16 protein-coding genes are annotated in these 16,445 nt (G+C 70.5%); 8 read left to right on the forward strand and 8 right to left on the reverse strand.

Going from position 1 to position 16,445, the window contains the following annotated elements; all coding sequences use genetic code 11:
* Positions 1-29: 29 nt before the first annotated feature.
* Positions 30-1,544, reverse strand: a complete 1,515-nt coding sequence (locus ACFVH2_RS20410) for an MFS transporter (protein ID WP_378425071.1) — start codon at positions 1,542-1,544, stop codon at positions 30-32.
* Positions 1,545-1,674: 130 nt separating this feature from the next.
* Between ACFVH2_RS20410 and ACFVH2_RS20415 the strand changes: the two genes are divergently transcribed.
* Complete coding sequence (locus ACFVH2_RS20415; protein ID WP_378425069.1) at positions 1,675-2,112, forward strand: nuclear transport factor 2 family protein; 438 nt, start codon at positions 1,675-1,677, stop codon at positions 2,110-2,112.
* A 23-nt stretch (positions 2,113-2,135) separates the two neighbouring features.
* On the opposite strand, the gene ACFVH2_RS20420 is transcribed toward ACFVH2_RS20415, so the two are convergent.
* Together ACFVH2_RS20420 and ACFVH2_RS20425 are read right to left on the reverse strand one after the other, a co-directional pair.
* The gene (locus tag ACFVH2_RS20420; RefSeq protein WP_378425067.1) at positions 2,136-2,459 is read right to left on the reverse strand and encodes an AzlD domain-containing protein; all 324 of its coding nucleotides are present in this window, start codon (positions 2,457-2,459) and stop codon (positions 2,136-2,138) included.
* Positions 2,456-3,166, reverse strand: coding sequence for an AzlC family ABC transporter permease (locus tag ACFVH2_RS20425; protein ID WP_378425065.1), 711 nt, complete (start codon positions 3,164-3,166; stop codon positions 2,456-2,458). Before ACFVH2_RS20425 ends, ACFVH2_RS20420 begins: the two co-directional genes overlap by 4 nt.
* 68 nt (positions 3,167-3,234) lie before the next feature.
* Between ACFVH2_RS20425 and ACFVH2_RS20430 the strand changes: the two genes are divergently transcribed.
* A complete protein-coding gene (locus ACFVH2_RS20430) occupies positions 3,235-3,795 on the forward strand; it encodes a helix-turn-helix domain-containing protein (protein ID WP_378425062.1) in 561 nt (186 codons plus the stop codon).
* A 14-nt stretch (positions 3,796-3,809) separates the two neighbouring features.
* On the opposite strand, the gene ACFVH2_RS20435 is transcribed toward ACFVH2_RS20430, so the two are convergent.
* On the reverse strand, positions 3,810-4,355 hold the full coding sequence (locus tag ACFVH2_RS20435; protein ID WP_378425060.1) for a winged helix-turn-helix transcriptional regulator: 546 nt from the start codon (positions 4,353-4,355) through the stop codon (positions 3,810-3,812).
* Between the two features lie 56 nt (positions 4,356-4,411).
* On the opposite strand from ACFVH2_RS20435, the gene ACFVH2_RS20440 reads away from it, so the two are divergent.
* A complete protein-coding gene (locus tag ACFVH2_RS20440; protein WP_378425059.1) occupies positions 4,412-5,812 on the forward strand; it encodes an MFS transporter in 1,401 nt (466 codons plus the stop codon).
* 74 nt (positions 5,813-5,886) lie between these two features.
* Complete coding sequence (locus ACFVH2_RS20445) at positions 5,887-6,303, forward strand: DUF1992 domain-containing protein (protein ID WP_378425057.1); 417 nt, start codon at positions 5,887-5,889, stop codon at positions 6,301-6,303.
* Positions 6,304-6,318: 15 nt separating this feature from the next.
* On the opposite strand, the gene ACFVH2_RS20450 is transcribed toward ACFVH2_RS20445, so the two are convergent.
* From ACFVH2_RS20450 to ACFVH2_RS20460, 3 genes are read right to left on the reverse strand one after another with little or no spacing between them, the layout of a single operon-like run.
* Entirely contained in the window at positions 6,319-7,200 is an 882-nt protein-coding gene (locus tag ACFVH2_RS20450; protein ID WP_378425279.1) for an LLM class F420-dependent oxidoreductase, read from the reverse strand.
* Positions 7,201-7,220: 20 nt separating this feature from the next.
* Entirely contained in the window at positions 7,221-8,021 is an 801-nt protein-coding gene (locus tag ACFVH2_RS20455; RefSeq protein WP_378425055.1) for an SDR family oxidoreductase, read from the reverse strand.
* A gap of 28 nt (positions 8,022-8,049) precedes the next feature.
* Entirely contained in the window at positions 8,050-9,693 is a 1,644-nt protein-coding gene (locus tag ACFVH2_RS20460; protein WP_378425277.1) for an AMP-binding protein, read from the reverse strand.
* 239 nt (positions 9,694-9,932) lie between these two features.
* Between ACFVH2_RS20460 and ACFVH2_RS20465 the strand changes: the two genes are divergently transcribed.
* The 3 genes from ACFVH2_RS20465 (at position 9,933) to ACFVH2_RS20475 (ending at position 12,770) form a co-directional block, all read left to right on the forward strand.
* Positions 9,933-11,594, forward strand: a complete 1,662-nt coding sequence (locus ACFVH2_RS20465; RefSeq protein WP_378425053.1) for a class I adenylate-forming enzyme family protein — start codon at positions 9,933-9,935, stop codon at positions 11,592-11,594.
* Positions 11,595-11,604: 10 nt separating this feature from the next.
* On the forward strand, positions 11,605-12,093 hold the full coding sequence (locus tag ACFVH2_RS20470) for a nuclear transport factor 2 family protein (RefSeq protein ID WP_378425051.1): 489 nt from the start codon (positions 11,605-11,607) through the stop codon (positions 12,091-12,093).
* Positions 12,094-12,227: 134 nt separating this feature from the next.
* Positions 12,228-12,770: a nuclear transport factor 2 family protein gene (locus tag ACFVH2_RS20475; protein WP_378425049.1), complete on the forward strand. Its 543-nt coding sequence runs from the start codon at positions 12,228-12,230 to the stop codon at positions 12,768-12,770.
* A gap of 22 nt (positions 12,771-12,792) precedes the next feature.
* Here ACFVH2_RS20475 and ACFVH2_RS20480 read toward each other — a convergent pair whose 3' ends face one another.
* On the reverse strand, positions 12,793-13,251 hold the full coding sequence (locus tag ACFVH2_RS20480; protein ID WP_378425047.1) for a hypothetical protein: 459 nt from the start codon (positions 13,249-13,251) through the stop codon (positions 12,793-12,795).
* Between the two features lie 333 nt (positions 13,252-13,584).
* Here ACFVH2_RS20480 and ACFVH2_RS20485 point away from each other — a divergent pair, with 333 nt between their 5' ends.
* Complete coding sequence (locus ACFVH2_RS20485) at positions 13,585-16,386, forward strand: FAD-binding and (Fe-S)-binding domain-containing protein (RefSeq protein ID WP_378425276.1); 2,802 nt, start codon at positions 13,585-13,587, stop codon at positions 16,384-16,386.
* The last annotated feature ends 59 nt before the right edge of the window (positions 16,387-16,445 follow it).

The following is a 16,445-nucleotide window of genomic DNA, read 5'->3' on the forward strand; positions in this document are numbered from 1 at the left end:
CAATCCCGCTGTCCCGCGAAATTCGGACGCTACGGGGTGATCCGGATGCGGTCCCGATCAGTCTCACTCAGCGGTAGAGCGGCTGTCCCGACATCGATGTCAGTCCCGCCTTCCGGGGTGCCCGCGCGCGGGACGAACGCACCGACGACGAGGGCCAGCAGCGCCGCGCCCGCCGCTATCGCGAAGACCGCGGCGTACGCGTCCGCGGTGGGGAACTCGACCCCGGCGACGTACATCACGGACGCGGTCGTGACGGCGGCGACGACCGCGCTGCACACCGAGGTGCCGATCGAGCGGGCGAGGGTGTTGAGGCTGTTCGCGGCCGCGGTCTCGGTCACCGGCACGGCCTGCATGATCATCGCCGGGATCGATCCGTAGGCGAACGCGGCGCCGATCGAGGTCACCGCGGTCGCGAGGATGACGACGACGAGCTGGTGCGGGGCCGCGACGCGAACGAGGTTGGCGACCATCAGAATCGCGGTTCCGACCAGGAAGCTGAACCGTGGCCCGCGGCGCCGGGACAGGAGGGCGGTCACCGGCGAGAAGGCGATCATCATCAGCCCGCCGGGCAGGAGGGCGAGCCCGCTGAGGGTCAGGGACATCCCGTAGCCGTAGCCCGTGTCCCGCGGCGCCTGGAAGATCTGGGCGCTGACCATGAACGAGGTGAACATCGCGAATCCGACGAGCACGGACGCGATGTTCGTCAACAGCACCTGACGGCGAGCGGAGACCCGCAGGTCCACCAGGGGCTGGCGGGCGGCGTCCGCGACGCCTGCCCTGCCGATCCGCAACTCGTACGCTCCCCAGGCGAGGAACAGCAGCGCCGAGGCGCCGAACAGGCCGAGCACCGGACCGCTCCCCCAGCCCCACGCATTGCCCTGGGTGACGGCGAGCAGCAGGCAGACCAGCGCGACCGACAGTCCGACCGCGCCGCCGAAGTCGAACCGGCCACCGGATCGGACCGGCGACTCGGGGACGAGCCGCCACACCGCGACCAGCTCGACCAGACCCAGCACGGCGGCCCCGCCGAAGAGCCAGTGCCAGCTGAAGTGTTCGGCGATGACACCGGTCATGGGCAGACCGATGGCGCCACCCGCCCCGAGCGTCGAGCTCATCAGCGCGATGCCCGAACCTACCCGCTCGGGGGGCAACTCGTCGCGCATGATGCTGATGCCGAGTGGGACCACCCCCATTGCGGCGCCCTGCAGCGCGCGGGCCACGAGCACGACGCCGAACACGTCGGAGACCGCGCCGAGCAGGCTCCCCGCGACCATCAACGCCAACGCGACGAGCAGCAGGCGGCGTTTGCCGAACATGTCGCCGAGTCGGCCGAGCACCGGCGCGCAGACGGCGCCGGCGATGAGGTTCGCGGTGACGAGCCATGCGGCCGCGGAGTGGCTGGTGTGCAGCAGCCGCGGGAACTCGGGCAGGAGTGGCACCACGATCGTCTGCATCAGCGACACGACGATCCCGCCGAGGGCCAGCGCGACGACCACGACTCGGGCGGATGACGGCGCCCGACCGGCGTGCACTGGTGTGGGCACTGCTCTTCCCCGTTTCATGTGTTAGTCCGCGTGTCCGCATCGTCTCACGCAGTTCGCGGGCCAGCTCCCCGCGTTCCCGCTCAGCGGATGGGTGCCGCCACCGCCGAACTCCGCACCGCATACTCGACGCATGAGCGATCTCCCATCCGACCTGCCCGGGCGCTACGCGGTCGCCGTGGACACCCGCGACGCGGCCGCGCTCGCCGCACTGTTCACCCCCGACGCCGAGTTCGTGCAACCACCGGCGGTGACCCGCGGGGAGGCCGTGGTGACCGTCGGCGGCGACTCCATCGCCGCTGCGATCCTCGGCGGCACCGCCCATCTGCACTCGACGCACCACGCCGTGCACCAGCAGGTCCTCGACACCGACGGGGATACCGCGACCGGGCAGGTGTACTGCCTCGCCCACCATCTGTACCGGAATCGTCGAGGCGAGCTGCGCGACAACGCGATCGCGATCCGCTACCAGGACAGCTACCGCGTGGTGGACGGGCGCTGGGCGATCGCGCGGCGCGAACTGGTCGTCGACTTCGCCGAGGACCGCGAGGTGACGATCCCGGGCGCCTGAGAATTCCGCGGGGTACGTCGGGGTCAGGGCACCCCGAGCAACCGCAGACCCGCCGCCGTCCCGGCGGCCGCGATCACTGAGACGACGAAAGGCGCCTTGCGCCAGGCGAGTATGCCGCCGACCAGCACACCGGACGGTCGCGCGATGCCCGCCACACCGCCGCCCTCGGTCAGCGCGCCGGTCGCCGCGACCGCGACGAGGAGCACGACCGCGCCGGTGGAGAGCAACGTCTCGAGCCGGTCGGGGACCACGCCACGCGAGCGCAGCGCCGGTCCCGCCAACCGGAACGCGAGGGTGCCGGCGCCGAGTACCAGCACCGCCACCACCAACACCGGGCTCCCGCTCATACCGTGGCCGCCTCGTCCGATGCCTGGACGGCAGTCGGGCGTGGCTTCATCCAGATCAGCGCCGCGAGAGCGGCCGGCGCCAGCAGGACGGGAATTCCGGCCGGCAGGAACGGGGTCGCGGCCACCGCGATCACTGCACCGAGGACTGCGACCGACGCGGTGGTGCGGTCTCGAAGTGCCGGAAACACCAGCGCGAGAAGAACAGTCGGGAACATCGCGTCGAGACCGAACGCGTTGACGTCGTCGATGAAGCTGCCGGCGGTCGCGCCGATCAGGGCGCCGAGCGGCCAGCAGAGGCCGATTCCGATCGCGCACAGCCAGTAGGCGGCCCTCCGCCGGGCGGGGTCGGACTGCGCCAGCGCGAACACCGTGCTCTCGTCGTTGAGGAGGTGGCCACCGACGAGCCGACGCCACCCCCGGCCGGTCACGTCGCCGACCGCCAGGCCGAACGGCAGGTGCCGTGCGTTGACCAGCAGACCGCCGGCCAGCGCGGCGAGCAGGCTGCCACCGGTGGCGACGATGCCCACGAACAGGAACTCCGAGGCCCCGGCGAGCACGACCACCGACATGAGCACCGGTACCCACGGCGCGAAACCCAGACCGACAGCGAGCGCGCCGTACGACACCCCGACGAAACCGTCGGCGAGGCACACCAGGGCGATGTCGCGCCGCAGCGCGGTGTCGAGTGTTCGCCATATCGAACGCATGGACTTTATGGTGAACACCGGACAGGCTGTTCGTCAAGTCGAACATTGAGGTCGATATAGTGAACGGCATGGCATCGGACGGGAAAGCGCCCCTGGACGTCATCGCGTCCTCACTACGCCGCGAGCGCGAACGGGCAGGCCTCTCACTCACCGAGGTCGCACGCCGCGCCGGGGTCGCCAAGTCCACTCTGTCCCAGCTCGAATCGGGCACCGGCAACCCGAGCGTCGAGACGTTGTGGGCGCTCAGTGTCGCGCTGGACATCCAGTTCGCCCAGCTCATCGACCCGCCGAGGCCGCGCGTCCAGGTGATCCGGGCCGACGAGGGTCCGGTGCTGCGCTCCGAACGGACCGACTATCAGGCCACCCTGGTGTCCTCGTGCCCACCGAACGCCCGGCGCGACGTCTACCGGCTCGCCGTGGAGCCGGGCCCCGCACGCGAGTCCGATCCGCACCTGCCGGGGGTCGTCGAGCACGTCGTGATCAGCGCGGGCCGCGCCCTGGTCGGCGTCATCGAGGATCCCGTCGAGCTCGGCCCGGGCGACTACATCTCGTATCCGGGCGACGTCGCGCACGTGTTCCAGGCGCTCGAACCCGGAACCCGGGCGGTCCTGATCTCCGAGCACCCCTAGCGGTTTCGGAGGCGCTACCGCTGGCGCGCCCGCCGGCCTCCGCCGCCGCGGGACGATTCGACCGACCGCCTGGCCTGCCCCTCGGTGACGTTGGGGCTCACCCGCAACTCCGACAGTGGCACCTCGCGACCGGACTCGCTGCGGACCTCGACCCGAACCGGATCGCCGGTCGTGTCGTCGCTCAGCCCCAGCGGACCACCGCGCCCATCTTGCAGGTACTTGTCACCCCACTGCATCAGGGCCAGGACCGCAGGCAGCAGGTCGCGCCCCTTCTCGGTGAGCACGTACTCGTAGCGGGTCCGCTGACCCGGCTCCTTGTACGGCGTCCGCTCGAACAATCCCTCCGCGGTCAGTTCCCGCAACCGGGACGCCGCGACCGCCTCGGTGATCCCGACGCGACGAGCGAAATCATCGAATCGTGTTGTGCCGTAGTAGGCCTCGCGCAGGATCAGCATCGCGGAGCGGGTGCCGACCACCTCCATCGCCCTGCCGATCGAGCAGTGCGTGGCCTGCCACGCCTCGCGGTCGGCGAGGAATCCGTCAAGTCGTGCCGCATCCATACGACCAGACTACCCCTGGCTTGCCAAAAGCAGAGCCAGTGTCTAACTTGCTGACTATGGCAATCAATAGTCAGATGTCCGAGCGCCGCACCCCGGAGAGCCCTCGGGTCGGCCCGCTGCTCGCGGTCCTGTCCGGAGCGTCCTTCCTCGCGAGCCTCGACCTCTTCGTCGTCAACGTCGCCTTCGCCGACATGGCCGCGAGCTACCCGGGACACACCCTCGGCCAGCTCAGCTGGGTGCTCAACGGCTACGCGATCGTGTACGCCGCCCTGCTCGTCCCGCTCGGACGCTGGTCGGACCGCATCGGGCGCAAACGAGGATTCGTCGCCGGTCTCGCCCTGTTCACCGCCGCGAGCGCGGCCTGCGCCGTCAGTCCCACGCTGTGGCTGCTCGTCGTCTGCCGCCTACTGCAGGCGGTCGGAGCCGCGGCCCTCACCCCGGCCAGCCTCGGGCTCGTGATCAGTGCCGTCCCCGAGGCCGCCCGCGCCGGCGCCGTGCGCATCTGGGCCGCAACCGGTGCGGCGGCCGCGGCGCTCGGTCCGGTGATCGGCGGACTTCTCGTCGAGGCATCCTGGCGGTGGGTGTTCCTGATCAACATCCCGATCGGCCTCGCCTTCCTGGCCGCGGCGGGACGGGTCGTCCCCGACGTTCGACCCGCCGCCGACCGCACCGGCCTCGACCTGCTCGGCGCCGCACTGCTGACGATCGGGATCGGCGCGCTGGCCCTCGGCCTCGTGCAGGGTCCCGACTGGGGCTGGTCGGACGCGCCGGTCCTCGCCGCCTTCGCCGTCGCCGTCGCGGCCGCCGCGGCGTTCTGGCGACGAAACTCCCGGCACCGCGACCCGCTGCTGGAACCGGCCCTGCTGCGGGTGCGCACCTTCGCCTGGTCGAACGCCGCGGCCCTCCTGTTCAGCGCAGCTTTCGCGGCCGGCTTGCTGGCGAACATCCTGTGGCTGCAGCAGGTTTGGGGGTACTCGGCGATGCTCACCGGGCTGGCCATCGCGCCCGGACCGCTGCTCGTCCCGGCGTTCGCCGCGGTCGGTCAGGCGCTGTCCCGACGGCTGCCGCCCGGGACCATCACGGCGGCGGGATGCGCCCTGTGGGCCCTCGGCACCGTCGCGGTCCTCGTCTCCGTCGGCCCGGAGCCGAGCTATGCGACGCAGATGCTCCCCGGGTGGCTGCTCGCGGGGGCCGGGGTCGGGCTGGCCCTGCCGACCATCCTGTCCGCCGCCACCGCCGATCTGCCCGCCGACCGGTCCGCCACCGGCAGCGCGGTCGTGAACATGACCCGGCAGATCGGCGCGGTGCTCGGCGTCAGCATGGTGGTCGCCGTGCTCACCCTCGTCCGGCCGGCCGACGAGGCGCCGACGTCGGCCGCGTTCGAGCACACCTGGTGGGTGATCGCGGCGGTGGCCGCCGGCGCAGCCGTCGTCGCCGTCGGGATGAACCGCCGGTAGCCACGCATTTCGGCAGGCTCGGCCCCGGAATCCGGGGCCGAGCCTGCCGAGGTTGCCGGAGGACAATGGTCGACATGACCGAACGCAAGCCGTGGGACGTGCCGTTCGAGTCGTGGATCGAGCGACAGATCCGCCTCGCACAGGAACGAGGCGAGTTCGACGATCTGCCCGGTGCCGGAAAGCCGATCCCGCACCTGGGCGACGACGACGAACTGTGGTGGGTCAAGAACAAGCTGCGGGCCGAGGGCCTGTCGACCGAGGCACTGCTGCCACCCTCGCTGCAACTGCGACGGGAGGTCCAGCGACTGCCCGACGAGATCGCCGACCTGCCGAGCGAGCAGTCGGTCCGCGACGTGGTCGCGGACCTGAACCGCCGCATCGCCGACTACCTGCGGGCGCCGAGCGCGCCGGTGGTGCCGGTACACCGGGTGGACGCCGACGCGGTTGTCACCGCCTGGCGCGCCCGCAGGGGTCACCCGCCGAACGGGTGACCCGGAGTCGACCGTTCAGGCCAGCCCCATCCTCGCCGAGCACTCGGCCATCTCCTCGAGCACCGCGTCGAGGGTGGTGGCGCGCCGGGACGCCGAGAGCAGGATCCGATCGGAGCCGAGCGAACGCGCCCACTCGACCTTCGACTCGTCCATCCGCGGCAGGACGTGCCCCAGCACCAGCGCCACCTCGGACGGGTCGCGCCCGGCCTCGGCCGCCGACGAACGCATCAACGCAATCGCCCCGTCCAGCTCCTCGCCGCCGAGGCCGAGCGGCTGGAAACCGTTGCCCAGCCGTCCCGCCCGCCGCGCCGCGGCCTTGCTGTGCCCGCCGATGTAGAGCGGCACCCCGGACTCACGGGCCGGCTTCGGGAACGAGTACGCGCCGGAGAACCGGTAGTAGTCGCCGGCGAAGTCGACGCCGTCCGAACCACCCGCCCACAGCGCGCGCATCACCGCGACGGCCTCGTCGGCGACCTTGCCGCGGCGATCGAAATCGCCGCCGCAGGCCTCGATCTCCTCGCGCATCCAGCCCAGCCCCAAGCAGATCCGGGCCCGCCCCCCGGAGAGCCGGTCGAGGGTGGCCAGCCGCTTGGCCAGCACCACCGGATTGTGGTTGGGCAGCACCAGCACCCCGGTCGCCAGGCCGAGCCGCGTGGTGGCGCCGGCCACGAACGAGAGCAGCTCGAGCGGATCGGGCAGCGGGCAGTCGTCCGGCAGATGCGACTTGCCGGTCGGTGAGTACGGGTACTCGCTTCCCGTGTTCGCGATCACCACCGAGTGCTCCACCGCGGAGATCTCGTCGAATCCGAGAGACTCTGCCGCCCTGGCGAACTCGAGCACCTTCTCCGGATCGCCTGCCATTCCCAGTTCCACCGGGAAAACCACACCGAGCTTCACGTCACGCCCTTCCGTCGTCATCAGTCCATGATGGCGTCGACCAGTTTCGGCGCCCACACCACCTTGCCCAGAAATCTGTCCGCCCCGGGATCTGTGGCCAGCCATACCGCGGCGCGGGCGGGAACCGTTGCGGGAACGGCATCGAAGCCGCTGTCGACGATCGCATCGGTGCCGCCCCGGGCCCGTCCGGACTCGGTCACCACGAACCCGGGGCTGAGGTTGAACGCGCGGATCCCGCTGTCGCGATACTCCGCGTTCACCGCGCCCGCGAGTCGGCCGAAGGCGGCCTTCGACGCCGCGTACGACAATCCCCAGCCACCCTCGCCGGGTGCCGCGGGCGGGTCCATGCTTGCCGAACCCGACACCAGATCGATCACCACTCCCGATCCACGCGCCACCATCTGCGGCAGCACCCGCTGGACGAGCGCGAGTTGGTGCAGGAAGTTGCCGCGCACCATCGTCTCGGCGTCGGCCGCGTCGATGTCGAGGATCCGGTCCATGTTGCCCGCGGTCTGCGCGTACGCGTTGTTGACCAGCACGTCGACCCCGCCCCATTCCTCCAGCACCCGATCGGCCGCGGCCGTCACCGAGTGCCGGTCGAGCAGGTCCATCGGCACCGGAAGGGCCCGCACCCCGAGGGCCTCGAGCTCAACGGCGGTGGTCGCGAGGCTGCCCGGAACCGGGATCGAGTCGCCGTGCGTGCGCGGGGCGACCCGACCGTCACCCTCCCGCACGGTGCGCGCCGTGAAGGCAACGTCGAACCCCGCGCGAGCGAAGGCCAGAGCGGTCTCCCGCCCGATCCCCCGGCTCGCGCCGGTCACGAGGGCTACGCGACGATTCGTCGTCGAATCAGACACCGAGGAACCGCTCCCGCCCGGATGTCTGGAAGTCGGACTCCAACCGTCGCTTGTCGTCGTCGGACATCGGGCGGTAGTTCGGACCGCCGCGCCCCTCCCACCTGAACACGGGCTCGTCGGTGCGCCACAACTGCGCCTGCAGTTCGCGCTTGAGCACCTTGTTCGACCCCGTCACCGGTAGGTTCGTCGACACCCGCACGAATCGCGGCGCCGACTTGGTGCCCAGGTCGTCCTGGGTGCCGAGGAACGCGGCGAACTCCTCCGGGTCGAAATCGGTGTGGTCGGCGACCTCGATCGCCGCCATCACCTGGTCGCCCGAGCGGGGGTCCGGGACCGCGTACACGCCGGTCGCGATGACCTTCGGGTGCCGGCGCAGGACCCGCTCGATCATGAGCGCGGAGGTGTTCTCACCGTCGACGCGGATCCAGTCGCCCTTGCGCCCGGCGAAGTAGATGAATCCCGCCTCGTCGATGTAGCCGAGGTCGCCGGTCCAGTACCAGCCGTGCTTGATCCGGTCGGCGATCGCCTGCTCGTTCTTGTAGTAGCCCTCGAAGCGCTTGGCGCCGCCCTTGTCGATCATCTCGCCGATCGCCTCGTCCGGATTGAGGACGCGGCCGTGCTCGTCGAGCCTCGCGCGCGCACACTCGACGCGGGTGTCCGGGTCGACGACGGCGATCTCGTCGTGCGCCGGCCGCCCCAGCGCGCCCTCGGGCGCCTCCGGGTCGAGCTTCACCGAACCGGCGCCCTCCGACGAGCCGTAGCCCTCGAACAGCTCGGCCCCGAACCGGCGCACGAACTCGGTCCTGTCCTCGGGGGAGGCCTCGGTGCCGAATCCGCGGACGAGGGCGTTGTCGATGTCGTCGGCCCGCTCGGGCGTGGCCATCAGGTAGGACAGCGCCTTGCCGACATACGTGAAGAACGTTGCACCGAAGAACTTCACGTCGGGCATGAACCCGGACGCGGAGAACTTCCGCGCCCGCGGCAGGCACACGGTCGCGCCGTTGGCCAGCGCCGGTGCCCACAACGCCATCAGGGCGTTGCCGTGGAACAGCGGCATGCAGCAGTAGTCGACGTCCTCGCGGACGTGCCCGTACTTCTTCGTGTTCGCGTGCGCCAGCCTCGCAAGGCGGCCTTGGCTGCACCGGACAGCCTTCGACATCCCGGTGGTGCCGGAGGTGAACAGCAGCAGGAACAGGCTCGACTCGTCCACGGACGGATCCGCGGCGGGCTCCTCGACGCGGTGCGCGGCGACGGTGTCCGCGTACGCCGGGTCGTCGACGAGGACGAACCGGTCCGGGGTCAGCCCGAGGTCCAGGCCGGCGAGCTTCGCCATGCCCTCGGCGTCGGTGACGATGAGCTGGCAGTCCACGTAGCGGATCTCGGCCTCGAGTTCCGCCCCGCGGCGGGTCGGGTTGATGCCCACGATCGTGGCCCCGGCCAGGGCTGCGCCGCCGAGCCAGAACAGGAACTCGGGGGTGTTGTCGAGGAGGACGCCGATGTGGAAGGGCCCCTCGACTCGGAGCGATGTCGCCAGGGCGCCGCGGGCAGCGCTCTCCCGGACGGTCTCGTCCCAGGTCCAGTCCCGCTCCGTCGTCCGGGTTCCCAGGTGCTCGTCGCCCAGACGGTCCAGCAGCATCTCGGCAATGGTGGCGCGTTCCAACTCGACTCCTGTACTCGTTACCTTGTCGCTCTGTCGCAGTGACGACACAGCGACATGGTGCCCTCGTCCTCGCGGATCCCGCGCGAGAACCCGACGCTATCGGCGCCGTTGTGCCGCGAACGCGCCTAGTCTCGGTCAGTGGAAAACCCGTCCGCGTCTCTCGTCGTGCATGAGATGTTCCTGTGCAATTCGAGCACGTGAGAAAGGCCAACCGCATGACGACTTCTGCCGACCCGCAGGCCTACCTGGCTGCCGTGATATCTCGGCTGACGGGACCGGACGCCCCGTTCGAGCTCGTCGAGGAGGACGTGCTCGGCGCACGGATGCCGGTCATGCGCCATCGCCGCACGGGCGTCCACGAGCTGCTCGCCGCCTCGCTGGCGTACGGCGACCGCGACTACCTGGTCACCGAGGACCGCCGGGTGTCGTTCGCCGAACATGCCGCGGCGGTGGCCTCGCTGGCGCAGGCGCTCGAACGTGACTACGGCGTCGGCAAGGGCGACCGGGTCGGGATCCTCGCCGCGAACACGATCGAGTGGGTGGTCGCGTTCTGGGCCACCCAGACGCTCGGCGCCATCGCCGTCGGCCTCAACGCCTGGTGGGTGCCGCGTGAGATCGAGTACGGCGTGCAGCACAGCACCCCGAAGGTGCTGATCGTCGACGCCAAGCGCGCCGCGCTGCTGGCCGAGATCGACGCCGACATCCCGGTGCTGACCATGGAAGAAGACCTGCCGCGTCTGATCGCAGCCCACCCGGATGCGCCGCTGCGGGCAGCCGACGTCGCCGAGGACGACCCGGCGGTCATCCTGTACACCAGCGGTACGAGCGGTAAACCCAAGGGCGCCTTGCACTCTCAGCGTAATCTCCTGGCCGTGGCGGACTACCACCGGTACAGCGACGCACTCCTCGATGCCTTCGCCGGCAGGGAGTACGACCCGTCTGTTCCGAGCGACCGGCGCTACCTGCTGACCTCGCCGCTGTTCCACATCGCCAGCCTGCACAACCTGGTGGTACCGCGACTGGCGACCGGCAGCGCGATCATCATGTACCAGGGCGGCTTCGACGCGGATCGGGTACTCGCGTTGATCGAGCGCGAGAAGGTCACCAACTGGGGTGCGGTACCGACGATGGCGTCGCGGCTGATCGAGCACGGCAACGTCCGCAAGTACGACACCTCGTCGCTCACCGCGTTCTCGTTGGCTTCGGCGCCGTCCTCGATCGCATTCAAGGCGCGCCTGCGCGAGGAGGTGCCGTTCGCACACGACTCGCTCGTCGACAGCTACGGGCTCACCGAATGCAGCACCGGCATCGCGGTGGCCACCCCGGTCGACGTGGACCAGTTCCCCGGCACCCTGGGCAGGCCGATCTTCGGGGTCGCGCTCGAGATCCGCGACCCGCTCGGCGAACAGGTCCCGGACGGCGTCGAGGGCGAGGTCTGCGTCCGTAGCCCGTACGTGATGCTCGGCTACTGGAACAACCCGGAGGCCACCGCCGCGTCGATCCGCCCCGGTGGCTGGCTGCACACCGGGGACTTCGGCAAGCTCGAGGACGGTCGGCTCAGGCTGACCGGACGACGGTCGGACCTGATCCTGCGCGGCGGCGAGAACATCTACCCCACCGAGATCGAGCAGTGCCTCGACGAGCATCCCGACGTGGTCGAGTGCGCGGTCGTCGGGGAGCCGCACGACGACCTCGGCCAGGAGGTCGCCGCAATCGTGGTGGTCGCCAACGGCTCCACCGTGAACGAGGAGGACCTGCGCCAGTACGCCGCCGAGCGACTGTCGTACTTCAAGGTTCCCTCGCGCTGGCGCCTGACCACCGAGCCGTTGCCGCGCAACGCGACCGGCAAGATGGCGCGCGGCCAGATCTCACTGTAGGAAGTACGCCATGGACCTGCGCCACACCATCGAGCGCCTGTCGGCGGCCGAGTCGATCCGCGACCTGGTGTACCGCTACTCGCACCTCATCGACCGCGGCGAACTCGCCGAGGTGGCGGAGCTCTTCGCCGACGCCCGGTACGGCCAGTGTGACGGGGACGGGGTCCCGGTCGGCGTTCTCATCGACCGGGACCCGGCCGCGGTGCTGCGCGCCAACGAGTCCTTCATCCGAATGCACGGCGACCCGCCGTCTCCCCGTACCAAACACCTGACCACGAACGTGCGTGTCACAGTGGCGGACAACAATATCGAGGCGAGCTCGCTCGCATACGTCACGGTGCTGCAGGGCACCGGCGAACTGCCGCTGCAGCCGATCCTCACCGGACGGTACTTCGACCGCTTCGCGCTCCTCGACCGGCAATGGCGGTTCACCGAACGACTGTGCTGCATCGACCACGTGGGAAACCTCTCCGAGCACGCCCGGAGAGCCCTCGCCTGACGTCAGGCCGTGTTCCACCCGGCGGCAACGGACCTCCCGCATCCAGTCGACTCGGTGGTAGGACTGACGACGCCGGTGGCAATCCCGGCAGACCACGACCAGCAAGCCGACGCAACCGAAGTGGAAGGCCACAGATGACGAGCGGACAGGAGCCGACCGGCCCGGACATCGATCCGAACGCACTCGCCGAGTTGCTCGACAAGCAGGCCATCTACGAGGTGGTGATGCGGTACTGCCGCGGCATCGACCGGCTCGACTTCGACCTGGTGCGGGACGCCTATCACCCCGACGGCGTCGACCACCACACCGGTTTCGACGGCAACGTCGAGGAGTTCATCGACTGGGTACGCCCCAAACTCGAGGGGCTCGGCGGCACCATGCACACCCTCGGGAACCATCTGGTCGAGTTGCACGGCGACCGCGCGATCAGCGAGTGCTACTTCGCGGCGACGCATTGGGGCCATCCCGACTTCGGAGACTTCACCAGCGGGTCGCGTTACGTCGACTTGATGGAGCGGCGCGAGGGTCGATGGGCCATCGCGGAACGCTGGGCCGTGCGCGAGTGGACCCGCTCGGACGAAGGTCGGATGATCGCGCCGGAGGCCGCCGGTCCGCGCGGCCACCGCGACCGCACCGACCCCCTGGTCGAACTGCAGTCGCGGCTGACCGCGCGGTAGTCGCGTGCAGCCCTGGTGACGATCAGCTACCGAAGATCCGGTCCACGCTGCCGCCCTGGAATGTCACGCTGCCGATGCTGCTGCCGCCCCCGCTCGCCCGGTCCGCGTCCAGCGTGACCGACTGCCCGGCGGCGGGGGTGAGGAACGTCGACCCGCCGCCGTCAAGGCAGAAGGCGTAGACGGTGTACGTTCCGTTCGCGAGCCGCTGCGTGGCGTAGACACCGTCGCCGGGGTTCCCGGTCGGGAGCACGAAGCCGCCTGCAACCCCGTTTCCTCCGGCCTCCGTCACCTGCACCGCACAGCCGGTCAGGGTCGGCGACGCCACGCCGGCGAGCTTGACGACGATCACGTTGTCGTTGGTCGTCACGGTGGCGGTACCGGTCACGGCGGCTGAGCCGACGGCAGGGTGCGTGATCAGGGCCAGTGCGGCGAAGCCTGCGACGGCGCCCAGGCGGGCAATGCTCTTACGGGATTTCAACACGGCGTGTCCATTTCTCGAGGATGGTGTTCGTTCCGATGGCGTGCGGACGCGCAAGCCAGGGGACATCATGCATGGCTCGAGCCACACCATCCGGCCTTCGCGAAATCTGGTCCGTTCCGTCCAATCATTCTGTCTAACAGTACGGTTGGGTGACTACCGGGCGACCCCGTCGGGGACGCATCAGCTGCCGGGGAAGAAGGACCTCAGATACCTGCCGGCCTCCTCCCCGAGCACCGACCTTCCCTGTTCGACAACGGTTCCCGAACCGCCTCACACACAGTGTTCACTACCGCACAACGGCCGTAGTATCAGCGAGTGCCCAGCTCCCAGGCCATGCCGTCCGCCCTGACTGCATTGCGCGCGCGCATCGCCGGCGAGGTCGACGCCGGCACGAGGCGCCGAGCCGAGTACTCGTCCGACGCCTCGAACTACCGGGTGGTCCCCACCGCGGTGGTCTTCCCACGCTCCGCGGAGGACGTCGCCACCACTCTCGACCTCGGCCGCGAGCACGGGCTACCGGTCACCGCGCGGGGGGCCGGAACCTCCGTGGCGGGCAACGCAATCGGTCCAGGCCTGGTGCTCGACTTCGGCCGGCACATGAGCCGGATCGTCGCGCTCGACCCCGATGCCCGCACGGCACGCGTCCAACCCGGCGTCGTGCTGGGGTCCCTGCAGCGGGCGGCAGGCCCCCACGGGCTGCGCTTCGGCCCCGACCCGTCCACCCAGGACCGTTGCACCCTCGGAGGCATGATCGGCAACAACGCCTGCGGGCCCCGCGCCGTGGCCTGGGGGCGCACCGCGGACAACGTGCGCGAGGTCCGAATCCTCGACGGCTCGGGCACCGAACGTACCCTGGCCACCGGACTCGACGTGGTGCCCGGACTCGACGCGTTCGTCACCGCGAACCTCGCCACCCTGCGCACCGAACTCGGCCGTTTCGACCGCCAGGCCTCGGGCTTCGCGCTCGAACACCTGCTTCCCGAGCGCGGCGGGCACCTGGCGAAGGCGTTCGTCGGCACCGAGGGTTCCTGCGGGTTGATCCTGGACGCGACCGTCGATCTCGTCCCGATCCCGGCCGCGACGGCCCTCGCCGTCCTCGGCTACCCGGACATGCCGACCGCCGCCGACGACGTGCCCGCACTGATGGCCGTGGCCCCGCTCGCCGTCGAGGGCATCGACGCGCGACTGGTGGACGTGGTGCGTCGGCACAAGGGCGCGGGCGCCGTACCGGACCTGCCGCGCGGCGGAGGCTGGCTGTTCGTCGAGCTGCCGGGAGACACGCCGGCCGAGGCCGCTGCGGCCGCGACCGCACTGTGCCGACGCTCTGGCGCCGTGGACTTCCGGGTCGTGCCCACCGGCCCCGAATCGGCCGCCCTCTGGCGCATCCGGGCAGACGGGGTGGGGTTGTCCGGGCGAACGCGCGGCGGCCGACCCGCCTGGCCTGGCTGGGAGGACGCCGCCGTCCCCCAGCACCGGCTCGGGAGCTACCTGCGAGAGTTCGAGGACCTCACCCGCGAGCACGACGTCGACGGGCTGCTGTACGGGCACTTCGGCGACGGCTGTGTGCACGTGCGCCTCGACTTTCCGTTCGACCGTGCCCCGCAACGCTTCCGCGCCTTCCTGGTGGACGCCGCCACCCTCGTGGCGAGCCACGGCGGCTCGATGTCGGGTGAGCACGGCGACGGTCGCGCCCGCTCGGAGCTGCTGCCGCTGATGTACTCCCCCGACGCACTGTCGTGTTTCGCCGGCTTCAAGGCGCTCTTCGACCCGGACGGCACCCTCAACCCCGGAATCGTCGTCGATCCGGCTCCGCTGGACGCGAACCTGCGGGTTCCCGCCGCGCGCCCGGTCCCACAGGCGGGCGGTCACGCGCTCAGCCGCGACGGCGGCGACCTCTCGGTGGCCGTGCACCGGTGCGTCGGCATCGGCAAGTGCCGCGCCGACACCTCGGCCGCGGGCGGCTTCATGTGTCCGTCCTATCTGGCGACCCGGGACGAGAAGGACGTCACCCGCGGCCGCGCCCGGGTGCTCCAGGAGGTGGTCAACGGTTCGCTGATCACCGACGGGTTCCGCTCGTCGGAACTGGCCGAGTCGCTGGACCTGTGCCTGTCCTGCAAGGCCTGCGCCTCGGACTGCCCGGCCGGGGTCGACGTGGCGACCTACAAGTCGGAGGCGCTGTACCGGAGGTATCGCGGGCGCATCCGCCCGCCGAGCCACTACACGCTCGGCCGGCTGCCCCGGTGGGTGCGGCTGGCCGAGCTCGCACCCCGGTTCACCAACGCCGCGAGCGCCTTCGGCCCGCTCCGTCGGTCCGGCCTGCGCCTGGCCGGACTGGACCCCCGACGTGACGTTCCCGCCGTTGCGACGCAGGGGTTCCGGCGGTGGTGGCGGCAACGCCCGGCAACCGCCGCGTCCGGAAGGTCCGAGGTGCTGCTGTGGATCGACACCTTCACCGACGCCTTCTCACCCGAGGTGGCCCGTGCGGCCGTGACCGTCCTCGAGAGGGCCGGATACCGGGTTCTGGTGACCGAGCGACGCGCCTGCTGCGGTCTGACCTGGATCAGCACCGGCCAATTGGATGGCGCCCGAAAACAACTCACCGCCACTCTCGATCAGTTGCAACCACACCTGGAGGCCGGCCGGCCGATCGTGGGACTCGAACCGTCGTGCACGGCGGTCCTGCGTTCGGATCTGCTCGAGCTACTGCCCGACGATCCGCGGTCCACCCTCACCGCCACCTCCACCCACACCCTGGCCGAATTCCTCACCGCGACAGTCGGCCCCGACGGCACTCCGTGGTCTCCACCCCGGCTGGACGGGGTGGATCTGGTGGTCCAGCCGCACTGCCATCAGCACGCGGTGATGGGCTTCGCGGCGGATCGGGCCCTGCTCGAGCGTGCCGGCGCACGAGTACGTCAACTCGCCGGATGCTGCGGTCTCGCAGGTAATTTCGGCATGGAGCGCGGCCACTACGAGATCTCGGTGGCGGTCGCCGAAACCGGGCTGCTGCCCGGGCTCGCGCAGGCTCCCCCGGGGGCGGTCCTGCTGGCCGACGGCTTCTCCTGTCGCACCCAGGCGGCACAGCTCGCGGGCCGCGACAGCGTGCATCTGGCGCAACTGCTCGCGAACGGATAGTCGCGCCAGGGCCGCCGATCGACGTACGAGCGGGATTGCTGGCTATTGTCTGAGGACAC

It is taken from the genome of Rhodococcus sp. NPDC127527, from assembly GCF_042672245.1.
GTDB lineage: Bacteria > Actinomycetota > Actinomycetes > Mycobacteriales > Mycobacteriaceae > Rhodococcus_G.

Coding starts and splice junctions, on each gene's coding strand:
- ACFVH2_RS20435 (WP_378425060.1), bottom strand. CDS start 4,355: ATGGATGCGGCACGACTTGACGGATTCCTCGCCGACCGCGAGGCGTGG.
- ACFVH2_RS20460 (WP_378425277.1), bottom strand. CDS start 9,693: ATGCTGCTGGACCGTCTGGGCGACGAGCACCTGGGAACCCGGACGACG.
- ACFVH2_RS20430 (WP_378425062.1), top strand. CDS start 3,235: ATGGCATCGGACGGGAAAGCGCCCCTGGACGTCATCGCGTCCTCACTA.
- ACFVH2_RS20420 (WP_378425067.1), bottom strand. CDS start 2,459: ATGAGCGGGAGCCCGGTGTTGGTGGTGGCGGTGCTGGTACTCGGCGCC.
- ACFVH2_RS20445 (WP_378425057.1), top strand. CDS start 5,887: ATGACCGAACGCAAGCCGTGGGACGTGCCGTTCGAGTCGTGGATCGAG.
- ACFVH2_RS20465 (WP_378425053.1), top strand. CDS start 9,933: ATGACGACTTCTGCCGACCCGCAGGCCTACCTGGCTGCCGTGATATCT.
- ACFVH2_RS20440 (WP_378425059.1), top strand. CDS start 4,412: ATGGCAATCAATAGTCAGATGTCCGAGCGCCGCACCCCGGAGAGCCCT.
- ACFVH2_RS20485 (WP_378425276.1), top strand. CDS start 13,585: ATGCCGTCCGCCCTGACTGCATTGCGCGCGCGCATCGCCGGCGAGGTC.
- ACFVH2_RS20425 (WP_378425065.1), bottom strand. CDS start 3,166: ATGCGTTCGATATGGCGAACACTCGACACCGCGCTGCGGCGCGACATC.
- ACFVH2_RS20470 (WP_378425051.1), top strand. CDS start 11,605: ATGGACCTGCGCCACACCATCGAGCGCCTGTCGGCGGCCGAGTCGATC.
- ACFVH2_RS20475 (WP_378425049.1), top strand. CDS start 12,228: ATGACGAGCGGACAGGAGCCGACCGGCCCGGACATCGATCCGAACGCA.
- ACFVH2_RS20415 (WP_378425069.1), top strand. CDS start 1,675: ATGAGCGATCTCCCATCCGACCTGCCCGGGCGCTACGCGGTCGCCGTG.